Here is a 19,235-nt window from a genome sequence, read left to right as displayed (position 1 = left end):
CGTAGCTGTGAATTACCATAAACTATTGACGCTACGCTGTTGAATCCCTACGGGATATTTGTAGGATTAATTAGTGAGAGTCAATACGGGGTCGATCAACGGTAGAATCCGCAGGCCGAAGAATAAAGAATTGCGCTATGCGTTAAGTCTATGAAATCTGGGGATGCGGACGTAGTGCGTTTCGTTATTCGTTCAGGTGTAAAAATTTTGATACGTTTTTTTAAGGGCCAGCTAGTTAATTAATTCGCTATGAAACAGTGAATTAGCTGATTAGTTGGTCTCTTTGTGTGATTTCCTGCCTCCCTACTAGTCATCATTGTATGAAAGTTTCTTCCGGACGTTTGTATCTGCCTGGCGCATCGGTCATGCTATTACTACTGTTCACCCGCTTATACATCAATTTATTACCAGTCCTGAATCAGGCGAAGCAAGCGTATGCAAAGGGGCAGGTGCTGACGGTAGAAGTGGGGCTAAAATCGACCGCTATTCAGCGGCTGCTCACCACCGGCAATTACTATACCGACTCACGGGACGTAGCCCTCGTGGCTGACTCGCTGCCCGCCAAACTTGCACAGAACGGTACGTTGGATAATCTCGGAGCCCTGAACAAGCGGCAATTTTCTGTGCTGGCTCCAGTGGCTTGGCGTAGTCGAATGGGAGGGGCCGATTTTCGAAGCCGCTTGCAAGTGTCGCGTCAGCAGATGGGTTTCGATTCGGTGCTGTACAATCGGGAGTTGACCAATCCCAAGCCGTATCCGTCCGTCGTAAATACGGGACGTGGTCCGGTGGCTATGTCGGGTCGGGTAGTCCGGGACGATCGACCCATGGCGGGAGTTTTGGTACAGCTCAAACGGCATCCGGCGACGGCCCAGCCCGATACGCTTCCCGATCGCTTTATTTACGCTCGTACGGATGCCGATGGCCACTTTTCGTTTACAGGTCTGAAAGCGGGGGCGGGCTATAGCGTTGTGCCGCTCAAACCCGGCTTTGAATTTGGCAGTCGACGCGGTACGTCCCGGCTCACCAGCGATCAGTCGTTTTCGTTTGCCGCCCGCCCGCATCATCTCCGACTGATTGGATCGACGGTGTACGGGCAACTCAAAGCAGACCATGCCCTTGCCGTTCGAACACCGGCTACGTATGGCAGGCAATTCTGGGGAATTGTACTCGGTTTTTTCCTGGCCTTCTGGGTCGTGCAGTGGATTTGGTCACTTCGGCGCTTTCAACCCGATCCGTTGTTGTTGCCGATCCTGATGCTGCTCACCGGCTTGTCGGTGCTGACGTTACTCGCGATTCAGGACCCGTTGCAGGACACGCTCTATGCCGCCCAAACGGTTCAGGGTATCGCCCTTGGTCTGGTGGGGATGACCATTTTGTCGCAGATAAACATCGGTCGATTCTACGCTACCTGGTGGTTTGACGGGCTTTTTGCCTTTCGGAGCCGGTCGTCGGTTCGGTTATCGGGCTGGACATGGCTGTTGCTGGCCGTTGGGCTCGCCGGACTGACGCTGCTGGTAGGGTCAGGTCCGGAAGGAAGCGGTGTGCGGGTAAACTTATCCATTTTGGGGCTAACGTTTCAGCCCAGCGAAATCACCAAATACTTGCTGTTACTCTTTTTTGCCGGTTTTTTTGCGGCCAACGAGCAGCAAATCCGGCAATTACCTGACTTGCGCTGGCGGTTTACCGTGAGTTTCGGTGCACTGGCCGGGGCCGGTTTGTTAATGTTTCTCTACCTGTTGCTGGGCGATATGGGACCGGCGCTGGTCGTCTGTTTTACGTTCTTATTGTTCTACAGCATTGCGCGGGGCAACCTCCCCCTGACACTGGCAACCGGCGTTGGGTATGGCGTCGCGTTGTGGTTGCTGCCGGGCTGGCTCGCTACGTTGCTAGTACTTGTCCTCGTGGTTGGTTACATGTATTGGAAGGGCGATGCCCGATCGAAAACCGGATTGGGCTGGCTGGCCTTGCTGGCTGAAGCACCCGTACTGCTGTTGCTGGTGATGGCCATGTTTGCTTTCGGTGATCTATTACCGTTCGTGGGGAGCCGCCTGGCCGACCGCAAGGCAATGTGGCTAAATCCCTGGAACAACGACGTGTATGGGGGGGATCATCTGGCGCACGGATTCTGGGCGCTGGCCTCCGGTGGCTGGTCGGGACAGGGACTGGGCAAGGCCTTTGCCAACGCCATACCAGCTGCCCATACCGACATGATTTTGCCCAGCCTGGGCGAAGAATTGGGTGGCCTGGGTGTCGTATGCGTTTTTCTTCTGTTCGGCGTGTTGTTGCATCGGATTTTTCTTCACGCCCGACGGGCGGGTCAGCCCTTTAGTTTTTTCCTGACCGCTGGCATTGCCATAGCCACAGGCATCCAGTTTCTGATTATCGCGGGTGGGTCTATCGGGTTATTGCCGCTCACGGGCATCAGCGTTCCATTTCTGAGCTACGGAAAAATTTCACTCATTATTAACCTGACCGCGATGGGCGCCGTATTTAGCGTGGCCCACCGACCGGGGCAAGTGGCTCAGCGCGAATACCTTGAGAAACATTACGACGTAGTGCTGATGGCGGGCATCACCGGGTTTCTGGCGGGGGTCGTGGTGCTTATTGGACACTTGTTGCCCATCGTTGGCTGGCGTGGAAGTGCCTACATTGTGCGGCCCGCGCGGGTGGTCACGCGCAACGGCGATCCGGTATATAGTTACAATCCACGTATTGAACGATTGACGAGGGCGCTCGCTGCGGGCACGATTTACGACCGAAATGGGCTGGTGCTGGCCACCAGTGAACCCGGCCTGATTACCCGGCAGTTGGGTAAATTACAGCAAAGCGGGCTCAATGCCAGTCAGGTTCAGGCATTGACGAAGAAACGGCTTCAGCGATATTACCCGTTTGGGGATCAGCTTTTTTTCTGGCTTGGCGACCTGAATACGCAACTTTTCTGGGGGCAAAGCAACGGCTACTATGCCGAAGCGACGCACCTGAGCGAGTTGCGGGGCTTCAACAGTCGCCCCCGAAAGTTGGACCTCGTCACGACCGACTACCGGGCCGATCGCTTTAGTCCATCGGTTCCGCAAACGCGGACGTTGTCGGTATACGATTACAGCGAGCTGGCACCGGCTTTGCGGGCAGGTATCGACAGTCGGGAAGTGGCCGAACGTAAAGCCAGAAATCGTGATCTTCACATAAGCGTGAACGCTGATTTACAGGTAGCGATCCAGAACGCGCTCGCTACGTCCGACTACCGCGATAAACGTATTTCGGTGGTGGTGCTGGATGCTGGCTCGGGTGATGTGCTGGCCTCGGCTATGCATCCCTTGCCGAACCTGCAAACGCCCGATGCGATGCTGCTGGCTGACCGGGACCGACAGAAATTGCCGTACCTTGTAACCGAGCGCGATTTAGGCATGACCTATCCAACGGCTCCGGGGTCAACGGCCAAAATTCTGACGGCGATGGCGGCCTTTAATAAACTTGGCTCATCGGCATCGGCCGTTAGCTACCGGATTTCGTGTGAGGAAATCATCCGTCGGGGCACGCGGGAATCGGAGCCCTGCAACGAATCGGTGGATATGCGCAAGGCGATTGTTCGATCGAGTAACGTGTATTTTATTCGCACCGCGAACGACAATAAGCTGGATAACGAACTGGCCGACCTGTATCTGGCGACGGGCATGAACATTGACTTCGTGGGGGGGTATTCGTTTTCCGATACCCGCACGGCTAAAGAGAAGGATCAGATTGAGCAACACTGGCGCGATTCGTCGTTTGTGGTGCGCCGGAATTTGTACAACAGCACGCAGTATCCCCGTCGCTACCGAAGTGAGTTTTCAGGACTGGCGTGGGGGCAGGGACAGTTAACATCGACCCCCGTAGCCCTAGCCCGGATGGCTGGAGCCATTGCCAACAAAGGCGTCCTGCAACCGTCGCGCTACGTCCTGAACCGGGCTGGTCTACCGCAACCCGTGCCAGCAGGCAGCCGACTGGCCCGGCAGCCTGAGTATGCTGAGCAACTGGAATCGTTTATGATTGATCAATCGAACTCGGGACGTAGTAAAATTAGTATAGCCAAAGTAGCAGGTAAAACGGGCACGCCCGAACGTATCGTGCAGGGTGTTCGACGGAACGATGGCTGGTATGTGTTTTTTGCCCCCACGCCCGACGGTCGGTCGCATACGGTGGTTAGTGTACGCATCGAGCTGGGCGATTCATCGGCTGACGCCGTCCAGCTAGCCAACACCGTGGTGGCGCCAATCCTAAAACAGCGTGGTTATTTAGGGAGTTTTTAACAAGGCTCTCACCCGGCGAAGTAAAGCGAAAATAAACAAACAGACTACATGAGCATTCTCGATAGCGTCAAAAACCTATTCGGATTTACCCCGGCCCAACCTGCTCCGGCCGTCAACACGACGGAGGAATCTGCTGAACCTGTTGTAGAAACGCCTAAGCCAGCACCGCAGGGACCGCCCCCGGCTGGACAGCGACGGGATCAGTTACTCCGGTTTATCGTCGATAAATTGCGACCTTACCAGAATGAGCCGGAAACGACGCCTGCTGGGGTTAAGCTATGCATTGTTCCTGAAAATACTGAGGAGGAAGAATTGTACCGAGTGGCTTTATGGGCCAGCCAGCCGGGCAAATTCCAGAAAGAATTAAGTCGGCAACTGGCGGATAATTATATCAAATTGCCCGAAAACTGGCGGTTTGAGTATACTTTTTATTCAGATGCGCTACCGGATTGCACGTATCGCGAAGGTAGTCTGGGTCTACTTGTGCTGGATGATTCGAAACCAACGGGTCCGCCCAAACGGGCTCGCGTATCGGCGTTGGTAGGCCAGACGGAACAAACCGATTACACGCTTGATCCTGCGCAGAAAACCATGTTCTGCATCGGGCGGGGGCATTCCGTGCAGACGACGTCGGGGCGGGTGCGAACCAATGATATCGTGATCCTCAATGACGACGATCCGGCGTTCAATCCTGAGAAGGGGAGAGGTAACGGAGCTGTCAGCCGTTCGCACGCGACCATCCGTTACGACGTAGCACACCAACGGTATGCGCTCCTTGTCGATGCGGGCGGACTGCCATCCAGCGGCAACAAAACCAAAATCTTCCATCCCGACAACACCACTGAACGGGCCGACATTCCCGGTATGGGCTATCCCCTTCAGCACGGCGATCAGATTGAGCTGGGCGGAGAAGTTGTGCTCTTGTTTGAATTGCCATAATTAAAATGAACACAGAGGCACAAAGAACACAGAGCAATTTAATCCTTTGTGTTCTTTGCGCTTCTGTGTTTAATAACTTTTATACCAGTTAATTGTACCTTTCACATCCAACAAACACCAGACATTACGTATGAAAAAGCGTATTTTACTACCCCTGATTATGGCGACGCTCATTGGTTGCAACGCCAACAAAAGCGAAAACACTACGTCCGATCCCGGCTTTGCGACCGTCCTGGATGATTATTACGAGCAACGGTTAAAGCTGTTTCCCCTGGAGGCTACCAGCCAGGGCGACAATCGCTTTAATGACCAGCTACCCAACGATATTTCACAAGCATTTCTGGAGCAGACAAAAAGCTTTTATACCGCTACACTGGATAAATTAAAGCCATTTGATCGGGAAAAACTGTCGGATGAAGACAAGATTTCTTACGACATTCTGAAACGCGAACTGGAGTTGCAACTGGAGCAGTATCCGTTTCATCTGGAAGATATTCCGTTTAACCAGTTTACCGGCCTGACGCTGACGTTTGGGCAGCTAGGCAGTGGGGAAGGGGCGCAACCGTTCAAAACAGTGAAGGATTATGACGATTGGTTAAAACGCGTTTCGGCCTTTGCCGTTTGGGGTGATACGGCCATCGCTACGTTCCGTAAAGGCATGGCCACCAGCAACGTATTGCCAAAAAGCCTGGTAGTGAAGATGATTCCGCAGATGACAGATCTGGTCGTGACCGATCCCACAAAAAGCCTGTTCTACGGACCCATTCAGAAACTGCCTGCGACGTTTAGTGAGGCCGACAAAACCCGACTAACCGCTGCGTATAAGAAAGCTATCTCGGAACAAATCGTGCCGACCTACCAGAAGTTAGGCACTTTTCTGAAGAATGAATACCTGCCCAAAGCCCGGACCACATCGGGCATTGACGTGTTGCCGAAGGGACCGGAATTATACAAGTATCTGGTTAAAGTGCAGACCACGACCAACGACACGCCGGAGGAAATCTACCAGATCGGCCTGAAGGAAGTGAGCCGGATTCAGAGCGAGATGGAGAAAGTGAAAACGCAGGTTGGCTTTACCGGTAGTTTGGCTGAGTTTTTTACGCACCTCAAAACCGACAGAAAATTCTATCCGTACAAAAGCCCCAAGGACGTACTGGACGCGTTCAATACCATTCTGGCCAAGATCGAGCCGAACCTGAAAAAAGAGTTCATCAACACCCCCAAGTCGAAATTCGAAATTCGGCAAACCGAGAAATTCCGTGAAGCGTCGGCCAGCGCCGAATATAACCAGGCATCGGCCGATGGGAGCCGTCCGGGCATTTTCTACGTCCCCATCCCCGACGCGACTAAATTCAATGTCACTTCGGGCATGGAGTCGTTGTTTCTGCACGAAGCCATTCCGGGTCACCACTATCAGTTGTCACTTCAACAGGAGAACACCAGTCTGCCCAAGTTTCGGCGGTTTGCCTGGTACGGGGCCTACGGCGAAGGCTGGGCGTTGTACTGCGAATCGCTGGGAAAAGAACTGGGCCTGTATACCGATCCGTATCAGTACATGGGCGCGCTGGGCGACGAAATTCACCGGGCCATCCGGCTGGTGGTGGATGTGGGCTTGCACACGAAGCACATGACGCGCGAGCAGGCGATCAAGTACATGATGGACAACGAACCCATTGCTGAACAGGGCGCTACGGCCGAAATTGAACGCTACATGGCCATTCCGGGCCAAGCACTATCCTATAAAATCGGGGCCATGAAGATCCGGGCGTTGCGGACCAAGTATGAGCAGGAACTCGGCGCAAAATTCAACCTGGCGGCTTTCCACGATGAGTTTCTCAAAGATGGCTGTATGCCACTGGACGTATTGGAGCGCAAAATGGATGCCTGGTCCGCGCGGCAGAAATAGCGGATACTGTTCGTAGGGCCGACCGGGTGGTCCGACACATCGGCGGTCGGCCCTGCGTTTCCCAATGCCTTATTGAAACATCGTGGCAGGGCGTTGGACGTTGATGGGAATTCCATTGGCTGGCACTGATTCCAGGTAGGCCGCAAACTCTTTATTATAGAGCGCGCCCTGACGCTTGGCACGCAACAACCGAACGGCTTCTTTGCCACTCAGGCCCAGATACGTTAGAACCAGGCCCGCCAGTAAGGCCGAGCGATTATGGCCCATGCCGCAATGCGACAAAACCTGGTGGCCGCTGTTAATTAAATTGGCACCCAGCCGGGCCAGGTCGTGTAATTTTTTGAGGTCAGGCAGGTGTTGATCTTCGAAGGGAAAGAAAATGTAAAGCGTCTCATTCATGACTTCCGGAATATTCTGATCCAGCGTACAATCCAGATTGAATACAGCGTCAATGGCTAATTGGGAAATGGGGGTCCAATCGTCAATAGAAGGAGAGATAAATAAAGTGCCTTCGTCGGTAATCTGGTAGAGTTCCATCAGCTAATCGTCTTTATTTCTTGGTACCATAACGGGCTGTAGATGAACTACTTGTTGTTATGTTATTTTAAAAGAGGTAGGCAATTTTAGTGAAATATGAATGCACTGACCGAGTAATTTAATTAAATGGTATACGGATTAGAGTTAACGGTAGGTATTGGTTGAAAAAAGGGGATAAATACGAGTATTCTCGGCTTCTTAATCATAAAAAAAGGCCCGCTGGACGTTGACGTCCAGCGGGCCTTTTTTTGATAAATAGCGCCTTATTTTATGGAGACGGGCACCTCCACATTTTCCCAGGTAAGCACAAACCCTTTGCCCGTTACGTCGTATTTGAGTTTCTCCGTCATGCTGGCGGCTTTTCCCGCTTTTGCGTCAACAGTCAGTACGTCTTTTGCTGGGTCCATATTTGCATCGCCCCCTCGTTTTATGCCCCACTGGCCCGTTTCGGAGTTGAAAATAAATTTCCAGTCCTTTTCGCCCGGCACCGCAAACAGGCTGTACTTGCCCGCCGGTAATTTTTTGCCTTCTACCATAATATCCTTGTCGGTCTCAAAAATGGTCGCTTCGTTCGCACCGGCCCGCCACGCTTTGCCGTAGGGTACCAAACTGCCCCAGATAGTCCGGCCCTTAACGGACGGGCTGCTATACGTAATGGTAATGGTTGCTCCGCCCACTTTTCCAGAAGCCGTTGCCGGGGGACTTGGCCGACTCGCTTTATCGCCCTGTGCCCAGGTTACCGTAGACAACAACAAGCCAAAAATTGTTAAGACAAGCCCTTTTGCGATTATTTTTTTCATGGTTAAACTGGTTTATTGATTTAGATGAGCTACTTTTTACCGGGTAAAGTTAATGGTTTCTCCGTCAGATTTGATTCGATAAATTGACAGGCGGTAGTTGCCAGTACTTTTTTAAAAGACGCATGGGGGGACGCAACATAAGACCGTCTCTACAACTACATCATCTATGATTCGATGGCTCATTACCACATTCACTACGTTCCTGCTTTGGGCTGTTGGCGTTACCGATACGGACACGCTGCGTTCGGGACGGCTGCACATTGACAGTCGGGATGCGGCTACGGGTAAATTGACGCCCGTGCGGGTGAGGATCACGCAATTGGGTAAACCGGTGGCGGCTGTTCCCGATGAAGCCGTAGCTGTTTCGTATGGGTTGTGGGACCATGCCGATGGATTTGCCTTTCAGCCCGATAGTTCGTTCTACGTGGCGGGTTCATTTACCATGACATTGCCGCCAGGAACTTACCAACTTGTGGTATCGAAAGGAAATGAATACCTCCGTCAAACGCATTCAGTGACGATTAAGCCAAATCAGGAAATCCGGCAAACGTATCGACTGGCGCGCTGGATCAATATGGCCGCTCGTGGCTGGTATTCGGCGGATGGGCATATTCATATTCGGCGGTCGCCCCATGAAGATCAGCCCTTACTTGACTGGATTCAGGCTGAAGATATCAACGTGGGCGTGTTGCTGAAAATGGGCGATTTCTGGGAAACCTATTACCCGCAGTATGCATTCGGAGAAAAAGGGGTGTATAGACGGGGTAACTACCTGCTGACGCCCGGTCAGGAAGACCCGCGCACCCCCGAGATTGGCCATGCGCTGGGTTTTGGCGCTACGTCGTCCGTGCGCTACAGCCGGGATTATTATTACTACGATAAGGTATTTGACGAGGTGCACAAACGGGGTGGTCTTACGGGCTACGCGCACCAGGCCGAGTCCTTCCACGGGTATCGGGGACTGATGCTGGATGGACTGCGCGCTAAAGTGGATGTGCTGGAGTTGCTTCAGTACTGCGTGTCGGACAAGCCGTTACGTACCGAACACTATTACCATCTGCTCGATCTGGGGTTTCCTTTAACCGCAACCGCTGGCTCCGATTTCCCGTGGTGCGGTCACGATCATGACCACGGACCACCCGAGCACTCAGCCCAAATCGGAAATGCCCGTTTTTATACCTACCTGACCGGTCCCTTTAGCCACAAGGCCTGGCTAGCGGCTGTAGCGGCTGGGCACACGTTTGTAACGAGCGGACCGATTCTTGACTTTCGGGTGAACAACGCCTTGCCGGGCGACCGGCTAAGGCTGAAAAAGGGGGATAATCTGACCATTACGGCGCAGGCTTTTGGTCACTCAGCACAAATGCCCCTCGATTCTATCGACATTATTGGCCACGGTCGGGTTTTAGGACGTATCACCAGGAATGACCCAGGGCAATCGGCAAGCCATCTGGTTATCACCCTAAACCTGAAATCCATCGAACGGGGCCTGTGGATCGCAGCCCGGTGCTATGGCGGTTCACAGCAAGCGGCTCACACGACGCCTGTGTACGTAACCATCGACGGGGGTGGATTCCATAATCCTGAAACGGCCGGAAACTACCTGAATCAAAGCGAAAAATACCTGCAGGAGTTAGAGAAGGAACTGGAGACAAAGCAGGATAACCCCGAGTCGCGGGCCTGGTATTATCAAAAAGGCCTCAAAACCCGCATTGAGGAAACCCGTCACGTCATTGCTGATTTGAGGAAGCGGCTGAGTACTCACTAAACATATACGGCTCTATGCACGCTGGTTAACGTACCTGACGAAAATCAGTTTTCCGACTGACATATATCAATAACTGGCGATTTAGAAACGCTCAACTTTGACTGATTAACCAGCTTGTTGTCATCGCTCCATAGCGGCAGTTTCCTGGGGCTTGCGCTGCTCCACCCAACTGAAAGAAAATCGTTAACTCCCTAAAATCACCCATCGGCATGAATCGTGTACCGTCAATCAACTTGTTCCCGCTACCTATAACGACTACTTCCTGCCACGAGGAACATCAGCACTGGCAACAAATTATTCGCCAGCAGGAGGAGGAAATTCAACAGCTTAGGACGCTGTTGCTCGATGTAATGGATCAGTACAATTGCCGGAGCCTGCGCCACGATGCCATCGATTATTACCAGGATCTGAACCAGCTGCAAACCAAACTTGATCGACTTCACCGCGACCTGATCTGCAACGGAGTCGATTGCTCACCCGCCAAACAGGAACTGGCATGCGACAATGTGCACTTTGGCCTGTCAGCCACCATTGAGCGACACACTACGTTGCTGATCAGCGAATTTTCCCGGATCAAGGACGGATGCCTTCAGTTTCTGTCGGGAATGATGAGCCTGAATCTGTTGTAAAACAAGGCTTTCTACACCTCGAAGGGAAGGTCGTATTCTTTCGTAACTACTTTCGAGCTACGCGTTTTTACTTCCACTTTGGCTTTGAGAGGTGAGCCAAGCACGAGGTAATTTTTTACGAACTGATCCTGATGCACCATCCAGGAATTGTTTTCCAGCAAGTACTCGTCAACGCCCTTTTTGGAGGCCTGATACGCCCATCGTTCCGTTATCAGCGGCTCATAGTTGATCGTGTTTCCCATGTAAAGAACCTGGATACCCGGTAAGGATTGATTGCCCAGCTCCGTACAGTTTACGACGGTGATTGTTAATGAAGACCCATCTTCGAGGTCACGTACCGACCATTCGTCGGCTACAGTTTTTGCGTTTGCCATTGTATCGTGTTAAGTTTTTGTAGCTTACTTACTGCAAAGAAACACTACATAACGGCGGGGTCAACGCGGGAGTCGATAACTGGTGGGAATGAATCAATAAGTAGCTGGTTTTGGCGGGGTTTTGGCTGATACGTACCCAGGTAAAACAACAACCGGGTAAATCATAGGCTCAATTGAGTCCATGACTTACCCGGTTGGGGCTAAATGATTTAGGTTTACAGCAAGTCGATCAGTATGACCAGCACATGCAAAATCAAGCTGGTTACAAATGCCGGGAAGATATATTTTACGGGTAATGCGGATAGAACCGGTACCAGCACCAGTAGAAAACAAAGCATGCTCATCAGGAATTGCCAATCGCCCCCACCGGTGTTGAACATCACCAGCAGAAGCACTGGCGACAGGATACAGCCCTGAAGGGCCACCGCCGTAGCCGCCCAGCCGATGCGGTTGAATTCGGCTTTATCAACGTAATTTTTATACGTGGTTAGCCAGTGACTGGATGAGGTACTGGAATAATCAGTTGTTGCATGTGTGAGGGTTGCCATGAGCATTGTGTATTTAAATGATGACACAAAGGACGTTGAACGGCCTTTCTCAATTCCTGATCGAAATCATACGAAAACCTGATTTTTGTTCAGTTATCGGGCTAAAGATTAGCGACTTTTGAGCGGAAATAAGTGACCATTTTGACCAATTCAGCTAGTACGATCAATTTATTGCCATTCAACAGACGCTAATTTGGATGCATTCCCCTCCCTACTTTATCTTCACTCGATATTTTCAGGAAAGCACGTCTTTTCGCGTTATTGTGATTGCCCGTCGCTTATCACATGGAATGTCTTTCCTGGGAATAGAGTCAGGTAACGGCTCTATCTCAACGGTTTAACTGATTGTCTTGCATGATTCTTATTGTTGATGATAGACGGGAAAATATTCTTCCCTTAAAAAAGATTCTCGAACTGCATCGTTTTTCGGTTGATACGGCCGAATCGGGGGAGGAAGCCTTAAAAAAAGTCCTTAAAAACGCGTACTCCGTCATTATTCTTGATGTACAAATGCCCGGCATGGATGGCTTTGAAGTGGCCAATGCCATTGCTGGTTTCAGCAGAGCCAAGGATACGTCCATTATTTTTCTGTCGGCCGTAAACACCGAGAAAAAATTCATTACCAAAGGCTATACCTCCGGGGGCGTTGACTACCTGACCAAACCCGTTGATCCCGATATTCTGGTCCTGAAAGTAAAGACGCTCCAGAAACTGTATGAGCAGCAACAAGAGCTTAGAGCTACCCAGGACTCGCTGCGCAAGGAGATTGACGTGCGCAAACAGGCCCAGGAGGCCCTGAGTGAGCGTATGGAGGAGTTACAGAAAGTCCTGGCCTCCCTACCCCAGATGGCTTTTACAATGGCACCGTCGGGTAAACTCGAATACGTGAATGAACACTGGTTTCGCTATGCCGCTAGTGCAACGGACTTCCCCGAAAACCACCCGGATGACGAAAGTTGCGACGACTGGAAAACAGCCTTTGCCAATGGGAAAGAGTTTACGCGGGAGGTGCGCCTGAAAGAATTGAGTACCGGATCGTACTGTTATCATCTTCTGCGTATCGTTCCCATCAAGCAGCAGGACGTAGTGATTCGATGGATTGGCACATTTACGGATATTCATTCGCAAAAGGAGGCTGCCGAACTGCTGGAGCAACAGGTCGAGTTAAGAACCAATGAACTCCAGCTTAAAAATGTCGAGTTAGAACGTACTAACCACGAACTCCAGCAGTTTACCTGGGTGGTGTCGCACGATTTGAAGGAGCCGCTGCGAAAGATTCAGCTGCTTAATGATACCATCAAGGTAAAGTACCTCCGGGATAATCCCGATGCGGTCTCTTACCTGGATCGGGCCATCCGGTCGGCGGCCCGCATGTCGACGATGATCAATGATTTACTGGCCTATTCCAGGCTTTCAATGCCGGAAGATTATCAGCCTACCGATCTTAAAGTCCTGCTCCATGAACTCCTGCTTGACTTTGATGATACCATCAGCCAAAAGAAAGCTGTAATTATCTTCGATGAACTCCCGGTTCTTGACACGATTCCGGGCCGGATACGGCAGGTTTTTCAGAACCTGATCAGCAATGCCCTCAAATTTGCCAAAGAAAACGAACCGCCACAGATACGTATCAGTGGCGAGCTGATTGATAGTAAGGCCATTGATGCCAGCCCATCACCCACCGGAACGTATTGCCGGATTGTAGTCCAGGATAATGGCATTGGCTTCGATGAAAAATTCCTGGATCGTATTTTTATTATTTTTCAACGCCTGCACAACCGGGCTACGTATGAAGGGACCGGCATCGGGCTGGCCATTGCGAAGAAGAATATCGAGAAACATAATGGCCTCATTTCTGCCAAAAGCCGGATTAATGAAGGAACGCGCTTTATCCTCGTTCTGCCGGTCAAACAAAGCAACCAGACACAACTTACTGACATATTATAGCCCGATCTGCCTACCACCATGCCACAAACCACCATGTCGAACTCGGTTATTCGGCAACTGCAACTTGTTTTTACTTTCTCAACGCTCTTACTCCTGATCAGTCTGATCGCGTCGTTTTATAGCATTCAGAAACTGATTGCCAACTCTCAACTGGTCAACCACACCAATCAGGTACTACTCGAATCCGAAAATATCATTTCCTACGTGAAAGATGCCGAAACAGGGCAGCGCGGCTATCTGGTTACCCTCGACCCGCTCTTTTTACAACCCTACAATGGCAGCTATGAAAAGGTAAAAGACAGCGACGACCGGCTGCAGATTCTGGTTGCTGACAGTCCCGGTCAGCAAACGAATCTTGCCCAGGCCAGAGCGTTGTATGAAGCCAAATTCATGCAGATGCAACGTATCATCGACATGACCAAACGGAATCGGACCTTTAGCCGGGATACGGTGGAGCAGTTAAAAGAGATGAAGCGAGGGAAAAAGGTCATGGATGATCTTCGGGCGGTAGTCAACCGGATGAAAGCGCAGGAAACTAAACTCTTGCAAACCCGGATTGAGCAACAGCAAATCTACATTACCTATACGCCCTTTCTGCTGATTATTGCGGCCATTATCTCCATGATGATCACAGCGTTTACGTATGTGCGTATCAAACGAGATCTGGATGATCGACTGGCGCAACAGAAACTGGACGAAGCCAAATACATTGAGACGGCCAACCGCATTGGCGTGATGGAAGAGGTAACCCGGGAAATTGCGGGCGGAGATTATTCAGTACGTAGTCCCGATACGCAAGAGGATGATCTGGGCCGTATTTCGAAGGCGTTGAACCAAATGACGGAATCGCTGGAGCAGACATTTACGGATTTAAATAATAGAAACTGGCTGCAACATGGAGCCGTCAGGCTAAGTGATGCGATTCGGGGTGAAAAAGAACTAAAAAAATTAGGGGTCCGGCTGGTTAACACCATCGCCGACTACCTGAATGCCCCACTGGCTACGGTGTATCTGATTGATAATGAAGGGAATTTTCAATTGTCTGGGAGCTACGCAACTCAGCAGGCGCCAACGATTATCAGCGTAGGTGAAGGATTGGTTGGCCAGGCCATTGAGCGCAAAAAGACACTGGTTGTTCAGGACGTACCACCTAATTACAGCCGGATTACCTCGTCGTTAGGTGATGCCTACCCGTCTTCGCTGGTAATTACTCCGCTGGTGTATGGTGATACGTGTCTGGGAGCCATTGAAGTCGGTATGCTGCGCCAACCCAATTCCCTGGAGATTGACTTTCTGGAACACAATCAGGAAACCATGGCTATTGGCGTCAATGCCGCACTCGACTACGTTAAGTTGCAGAATTTTCTGGAAGAAATGCAGGCACAGTCGGAGGAATTGCAGGCGCAGCATAACGAGATGGAAAACCTGAATGCGGAACTGGAAATGCAGGCCCAAAAGCTTCAGGCGTCCGAAGAGGAACTGCGTGTGCAGCAGGAAGAACTGCAACAGACCAATACCGAACTGGAAGAGCGCGGACTGCTCCTGGAGGAAAAAAACGATGAAATTCAGAAAAAGGCCGACGAGCTGGAGTTGACCACCCGCTACAAATCAGAGTTTCTGGCCAACATGTCCCACGAACTTCGGACGCCACTCAATTCAATTTTATTGCTGAGTCGGTTGCTGGCCGAGAATACGGACGAAAATCTGAACACCGATCAGGTTGAATATGCGCGCGTCATTCAGTCGTCGGGCAATGGCTTGCTGGGCCTGATTGATGAGATACTTGATCTGTCTAAAATAGAAGCCGGACAGATGACACTGGAGTATCAGGACGTACCCGTTTCCGAAATTACCCACGAACTTCAGTCGCTTTTCGGACTGATGGCTAAGGAAAAAGGACTTGATTTTTCGATCAACGTTGAGCCGGATGTTCCCTCGATTATTGAAACGGACAAGGTACGACTGGGGCAAATCCTGAAGAATCTGCTCTCCAATGCCCTTAAATTTACGTCGAGCGGCAGCGTAAGCCTGACCATCAGGAAGGATTCCGGCGACGCACAGAAAGCCAATACGGTCAGTTTTTCGGTTAAAGACACGGGAATCGGCATCGCACCTGAGAAACAGCCGCTCATTTTTGAAGCCTTCCAGCAAGCCGATGGGTCGACCAAGCGGAAATACGGTGGAACAGGATTGGGCCTGTCGATCAGCCGCGAACTGGCCAAACTACTGGGGGGCGAAATTACACTGACCAGTCAGGTTAATCAGGGAAGTGAATTCACGGTCAACATACCGGTTTCGGGTTCTCACGTAGCAACACCGGTCGAAAAAACGCTGCCTCAACGTACTGTAGAGCCATCCCCGGCCAGTCAGGTGCAGCCGCTTTCAAAACCTGCTACAGCCGTTAATCAGTACCTCAGTTCAACGATTCCGGAGGCCATTCCAGATGACCGCGCGTCCATCACGGCGCAGGATAAAATTATCCTGATTGTTGAAGACGACACAAACTTTGCCAAATCGCTGCTGGATTATGCCCGTAAAAAGGGCTACAAAGGCATCGTCGCCGTTCGGGGTGACGAAGGGCTGGAGCTGGCGGCTATTTATAAACCACTTGGTATTCTGCTGGATATCCAATTGCCGGTCATGAGCGGCTGGGAGGTGATGGATGCCCTAAAAGCGGATCCGCGTACCCGCCCCATTCCGGTGCATATCATGTCCTCCCACCAGCTGAAAAATGAGAGTCTGCTGAAAGGAGCCGTTGATTTTGTGGACAAGCCAATGGCCTTCGAGCAAATGCAGGACGTCTTTAAAAAGATCGAATACGTCCTGAATCGAGAGCACAAGAAAGTGCTGATTATTGAGGATAATCCCAAGCATGCCAAGGCATTAGCGTACTTCCTGGAGACATTCAACATCAATTCAGAACTGAAAAGTAACGTAGCGGAAGGCATCGATGCGCTGAAACGCAAGGAAGTAGACTGTGTCATCCTGGACATGGGTATCCCGGACAATAAAGCCTACGAAACGCTGGAAGAAGCCAAGAAAAATCCGGGTATGGAAAGCCTGCCTATCATCATTTTTACGGGTAAAAGCCTGTCGATGCCCGAAGAGCTGAAAATAAAAAAATACGCTGACTCGATCATTGTCAAAACGGCTCATTCCTATCAGCGGATGCTCGATGAAGTCTCGCTTTTCCTACACCTGGTGGAGGAGAACAAGCAGGAAAAGGGGAGTGGCACGACCAAAAAACTGGGTGGACTGAGTCAGGTGCTGGACAATAAAACGGTGCTGGTAGCCGACGATGATGTACGGAATATCTTCTCGTTATCGAAGGCGCTGGAGCAGTATAACATGACCGTTATCACGGCGCTGGATGGCAAAGAGGCCCTGCAAAAATTAGACGAAAACCCGACCATCGATGTCGTGCTGCTGGATATGATGATGCCCCAGATGGATGGCTACGAAACGGCCCGAAAAATTCGGGAGCATTACCAGTGGAAGAATTTGCCGGTCATTGCCGTAACGGCCAAAGCCATGACTGGCGACCGGGAAAAGTGCATCCAGGCTGGGGCGTCTGATTATATCACCAAACCGGTTGACATCGACCAGCTTATCTCGTTACTACGTGTCTGGTTATATGACCGGTCTTAACCTATAAACACAGAGGAAACGGAGGAAAACAGAGTACACCAACTTTCCTTTTGTTCGCTGTATTCTCCGTTAGTCCTCTGTTTTCTCTGTGTTGAACAAACGATATTATGCCTAAAAAACGAGTTCTGATCATTGACGATGATAGCCGGAATATATTTGCGATGACGGCTACCCTGAAGGCCCGGTCATTCGATTGTCTGTCGTGCCTCAGCGCCAAAGAAGCCCTGGAAATCCTGAAAACCGATGCCGTAGTCGATGCCATTCTGATTGACATGATGATGCCGGAGATGGACGGCTACGAAGCGATTCCCCGGATCAAAAATCTGGAGAACCGAAAAGACACGCCGATCATTTCGGTTACGGCGCAGGCGATGGTGGGCGATCGGGAAAAATGCCTCCGGGCTGGAGCGACGGATTACCTGTCAAAGCCAGTTGACGTGGATCGGCTGTTGCATTTGCTGTCGACTATTTAACGGGGGATCATGATTGAAGAAAACGAAGTTGATTTATTGCTGAATGATCTCTATGAGCTTCACGGGTACGATTTTACCCACTATTCCAGAGCTTCACTGAAACGACGTATCAATCGCCTGTGGGCGTTAGACAAGTTTCCGAGCTTTGCTGAATTGCGGTATCGGGTCAAGTCCGATTCGGATTACATAAAGCGATTTGTGGAGGAATTGACGGTGAACGTTACGGAAATGTTTCGTGATCCTCAATTTTATAAGACGCTCCGAACCGAGGTATTGCCGACCTTGTCGGCCAAGCCGTTTATCCGGATATGGCATGCGGGCTGTTCGACGGGCGAAGAGGTATTTTCGATGGCCATTTTACTCCGGGAAGCGCGGCTATTACACAAATCATTGCTGTATGCCACGGACCTGAACCCGGAAGTGCTCGAAGCGGCCCGCAAAGGTATTTTTGCCCTGGCCCCGATGAAGCAGTATTCCGAAAATTACATGCTATCGGGCGGTACGGCTGATTTTTCCAGTTACTACACGGCACAATATAGCCGGGTGAAATTCAGGGAAGAGCTGGCCGAAAAGATGGTGTTCTCGACGCACAACCTCGTGTCGGATGGCTCGTTCAATGAGTTCGACCTGATCCTTTGCCGGAACGTACTGATCTACTTTGATAAGGCATTGCAGGAACGAGTGTTAACGCTATTTGATGAGAGTCTGGGGCCGCTCAGTTACCTGGCGTTAGGGGCCAAGGAAACCCTGAAGTTCTCCACCATCCAGTCGAAATTCAAACAGGTAGAGAACGAAAAGATATGGCGGAAAATAAAGTGATCGACGCCTGTAAGGTAGTCCTGATTGGGGGGTCTACCGGTAGTATCGACGTGTTGCTGAGTCTGTTACCGGCTCTACGCGCTCCCTTGCCTTATGCTATGATCATTGTTTTGCACCGGAAAAATACGGCCGATTCCAACCTGGCGAATCTGTTTGCGCTCAAAACCAGTATTCCCCTCCTAGAAGTGGATGACAAAGAGCCCATTGTGCCGGGCCACATCTACCTGGCCCCCGCCGACTATCATTTGTTGATCGAACAGGACGGAACGTTTTCGCTGGACGACTCCGAGAAAATAAACTACAGCCGCCCGTCCATCGACGTAACCTTCGAGTCGGCTGCCGATGTATACGGCCCTTCGTTGCTGGGGATATTGCTGTCGGGCGCCAACGCCGACGGTACGAATGGACTCAAAGCCATCAAAAAAGCGGGGGGTATTATTGTTGTTCAGCAGCCCGAATCCGCCCAGGTTGCCTTCATGCCCCGACAGGCTATGCTGAGCATTCCCATTGATTATGTGCTGGACGTAGCGGGGTTGATCTCGCTTTTGACATGAGCGAATC

Annotated in this window: 14 protein-coding genes; 10 read left to right on the top strand and 4 right to left on the bottom strand. The window is 51.1% G+C overall.

Annotated features, from left to right (window positions below):
• Positions 1-320 precede the first annotated feature (320 nt).
• From ACYVEA_RS20725 to ACYVEA_RS20715, 3 genes are all read left to right on the top strand, one after another.
• On the top strand, positions 321-4,286 hold the full coding sequence (locus tag ACYVEA_RS20725) for an FtsW/RodA/SpoVE family cell cycle protein (RefSeq protein ID WP_461115343.1): 3,966 nt from the start codon (positions 321-323) through the stop codon (positions 4,284-4,286).
• A 48-nt stretch (positions 4,287-4,334) separates the two neighbouring features.
• Positions 4,335-5,225: an FHA domain-containing protein gene (locus ACYVEA_RS20720; RefSeq protein WP_461115342.1), complete on the top strand. Its 891-nt coding sequence runs from the start codon at positions 4,335-4,337 to the stop codon at positions 5,223-5,225.
• A gap of 130 nt (positions 5,226-5,355) precedes the next feature.
• Positions 5,356-7,131, top strand: a complete 1,776-nt coding sequence (locus tag ACYVEA_RS20715; RefSeq protein WP_461115341.1) for a DUF885 domain-containing protein — start codon at positions 5,356-5,358, stop codon at positions 7,129-7,131.
• A 69-nt stretch (positions 7,132-7,200) separates the two neighbouring features.
• Here ACYVEA_RS20715 and ACYVEA_RS20710 read toward each other — a convergent pair whose 3' ends face one another.
• Entirely contained in the window at positions 7,201-7,668 is a 468-nt protein-coding gene (locus ACYVEA_RS20710; RefSeq protein ID WP_461115340.1) for a protein-tyrosine phosphatase family protein, read from the bottom strand.
• A 263-nt stretch (positions 7,669-7,931) separates the two neighbouring features.
• Positions 7,932-8,468: a DUF2911 domain-containing protein gene (locus ACYVEA_RS20705; protein WP_461115339.1), complete on the bottom strand. Its 537-nt coding sequence runs from the start codon at positions 8,466-8,468 to the stop codon at positions 7,932-7,934.
• Positions 8,469-8,634: 166 nt separating this feature from the next.
• Between ACYVEA_RS20705 and ACYVEA_RS20700 the strand changes: the two genes are divergently transcribed.
• Both ACYVEA_RS20700 and ACYVEA_RS20695 read left to right on the top strand, forming a co-directional pair.
• A complete protein-coding gene (locus ACYVEA_RS20700; protein ID WP_461115338.1) occupies positions 8,635-10,236 on the top strand; it encodes a CehA/McbA family metallohydrolase in 1,602 nt (533 codons plus the stop codon).
• A gap of 209 nt (positions 10,237-10,445) precedes the next feature.
• Positions 10,446-10,865 carry a hypothetical protein gene (locus ACYVEA_RS20695; RefSeq protein WP_461115337.1) on the top strand — a complete coding sequence of 140 codons (420 nt, stop codon included), beginning with the start codon at positions 10,446-10,448 and terminating at the stop codon, positions 10,863-10,865.
• 11 nt (positions 10,866-10,876) lie between these two features.
• On the opposite strand, the gene ACYVEA_RS20690 is transcribed toward ACYVEA_RS20695, so the two are convergent.
• Both ACYVEA_RS20690 and ACYVEA_RS20685 read right to left on the bottom strand, forming a co-directional pair.
• Positions 10,877-11,239 (bottom strand): hypothetical protein, encoded by a 363-nt coding sequence (locus ACYVEA_RS20690; protein WP_461115336.1) that lies wholly within the window; start codon positions 11,237-11,239, stop codon positions 10,877-10,879.
• Between the two features lie 215 nt (positions 11,240-11,454).
• Positions 11,455-11,787 (bottom strand): hypothetical protein, encoded by a 333-nt coding sequence (locus ACYVEA_RS20685; RefSeq protein ID WP_461115335.1) that lies wholly within the window; start codon positions 11,785-11,787, stop codon positions 11,455-11,457.
• Between the two features lie 354 nt (positions 11,788-12,141).
• Here ACYVEA_RS20685 and ACYVEA_RS20680 point away from each other — a divergent pair, with 354 nt between their 5' ends.
• The 5 genes from ACYVEA_RS20680 (at position 12,142) to ACYVEA_RS20660 (ending at position 19,228) form a co-directional block, all read left to right on the top strand.
• Positions 12,142-13,734: a hybrid sensor histidine kinase/response regulator gene (locus tag ACYVEA_RS20680; protein ID WP_461115334.1), complete on the top strand. Its 1,593-nt coding sequence runs from the start codon at positions 12,142-12,144 to the stop codon at positions 13,732-13,734.
• Positions 13,735-13,752: 18 nt separating this feature from the next.
• Positions 13,753-17,382: a response regulator gene (locus ACYVEA_RS20675; RefSeq protein ID WP_461115333.1), complete on the top strand. Its 3,630-nt coding sequence runs from the start codon at positions 13,753-13,755 to the stop codon at positions 17,380-17,382.
• 107 nt (positions 17,383-17,489) lie between these two features.
• Positions 17,490-17,855, top strand: coding sequence for a response regulator (locus tag ACYVEA_RS20670; protein ID WP_461115332.1), 366 nt, complete (start codon positions 17,490-17,492; stop codon positions 17,853-17,855).
• Positions 17,856-17,864: 9 nt separating this feature from the next.
• On the top strand, positions 17,865-18,674 hold the full coding sequence (locus tag ACYVEA_RS20665; protein WP_461115331.1) for a CheR family methyltransferase: 810 nt from the start codon (positions 17,865-17,867) through the stop codon (positions 18,672-18,674).
• On the top strand, positions 18,656-19,228 hold the full coding sequence (locus ACYVEA_RS20660; RefSeq protein ID WP_461115330.1) for a chemotaxis protein CheB: 573 nt from the start codon (positions 18,656-18,658) through the stop codon (positions 19,226-19,228). Before ACYVEA_RS20665 ends, ACYVEA_RS20660 begins: the two co-directional genes overlap by 19 nt.
• Positions 19,229-19,235 lie beyond the last annotated feature (7 nt).

The organism is Spirosoma jeollabukense, from assembly GCF_054777855.1.
The sequence above is the reverse complement of the archived record's forward strand: the minus strand, read 5'-3'. Positions and strand labels throughout refer to the sequence as shown.

What these genes read in the sequence shown, in the direction of transcription:
- ACYVEA_RS20725 (WP_461115343.1), top strand. Translation starts at nt 321, where the DNA reads ATGAAAGTTTCTTCCGGACGTTTGTATCTGCCTGGCGCATCGGTCATG.
- ACYVEA_RS20720 (WP_461115342.1), top strand. Translation starts at nt 4,335, where the DNA reads ATGAGCATTCTCGATAGCGTCAAAAACCTATTCGGATTTACCCCGGCC.
- ACYVEA_RS20715 (WP_461115341.1), top strand. Translation starts at nt 5,356, where the DNA reads ATGAAAAAGCGTATTTTACTACCCCTGATTATGGCGACGCTCATTGGT.
- ACYVEA_RS20710 (WP_461115340.1), bottom strand. Translation starts at nt 7,668, where the DNA reads ATGGAACTCTACCAGATTACCGACGAAGGCACTTTATTTATCTCTCCT.
- ACYVEA_RS20705 (WP_461115339.1), bottom strand. Translation starts at nt 8,468, where the DNA reads ATGAAAAAAATAATCGCAAAAGGGCTTGTCTTAACAATTTTTGGCTTG.
- ACYVEA_RS20700 (WP_461115338.1), top strand. Translation starts at nt 8,635, where the DNA reads ATGATTCGATGGCTCATTACCACATTCACTACGTTCCTGCTTTGGGCT.
- ACYVEA_RS20695 (WP_461115337.1), top strand. Translation starts at nt 10,446, where the DNA reads ATGAATCGTGTACCGTCAATCAACTTGTTCCCGCTACCTATAACGACT.
- ACYVEA_RS20690 (WP_461115336.1), bottom strand. Translation starts at nt 11,239, where the DNA reads ATGGCAAACGCAAAAACTGTAGCCGACGAATGGTCGGTACGTGACCTC.
- ACYVEA_RS20685 (WP_461115335.1), bottom strand. Translation starts at nt 11,787, where the DNA reads ATGGCAACCCTCACACATGCAACAACTGATTATTCCAGTACCTCATCC.
- ACYVEA_RS20680 (WP_461115334.1), top strand. Translation starts at nt 12,142, where the DNA reads ATGATTCTTATTGTTGATGATAGACGGGAAAATATTCTTCCCTTAAAA.
- ACYVEA_RS20675 (WP_461115333.1), top strand. Translation starts at nt 13,753, where the DNA reads ATGCCACAAACCACCATGTCGAACTCGGTTATTCGGCAACTGCAACTT.
- ACYVEA_RS20670 (WP_461115332.1), top strand. Translation starts at nt 17,490, where the DNA reads ATGCCTAAAAAACGAGTTCTGATCATTGACGATGATAGCCGGAATATA.
- ACYVEA_RS20665 (WP_461115331.1), top strand. Translation starts at nt 17,865, where the DNA reads ATGATTGAAGAAAACGAAGTTGATTTATTGCTGAATGATCTCTATGAG.
- ACYVEA_RS20660 (WP_461115330.1), top strand. Translation starts at nt 18,656, where the DNA reads ATGGCGGAAAATAAAGTGATCGACGCCTGTAAGGTAGTCCTGATTGGG.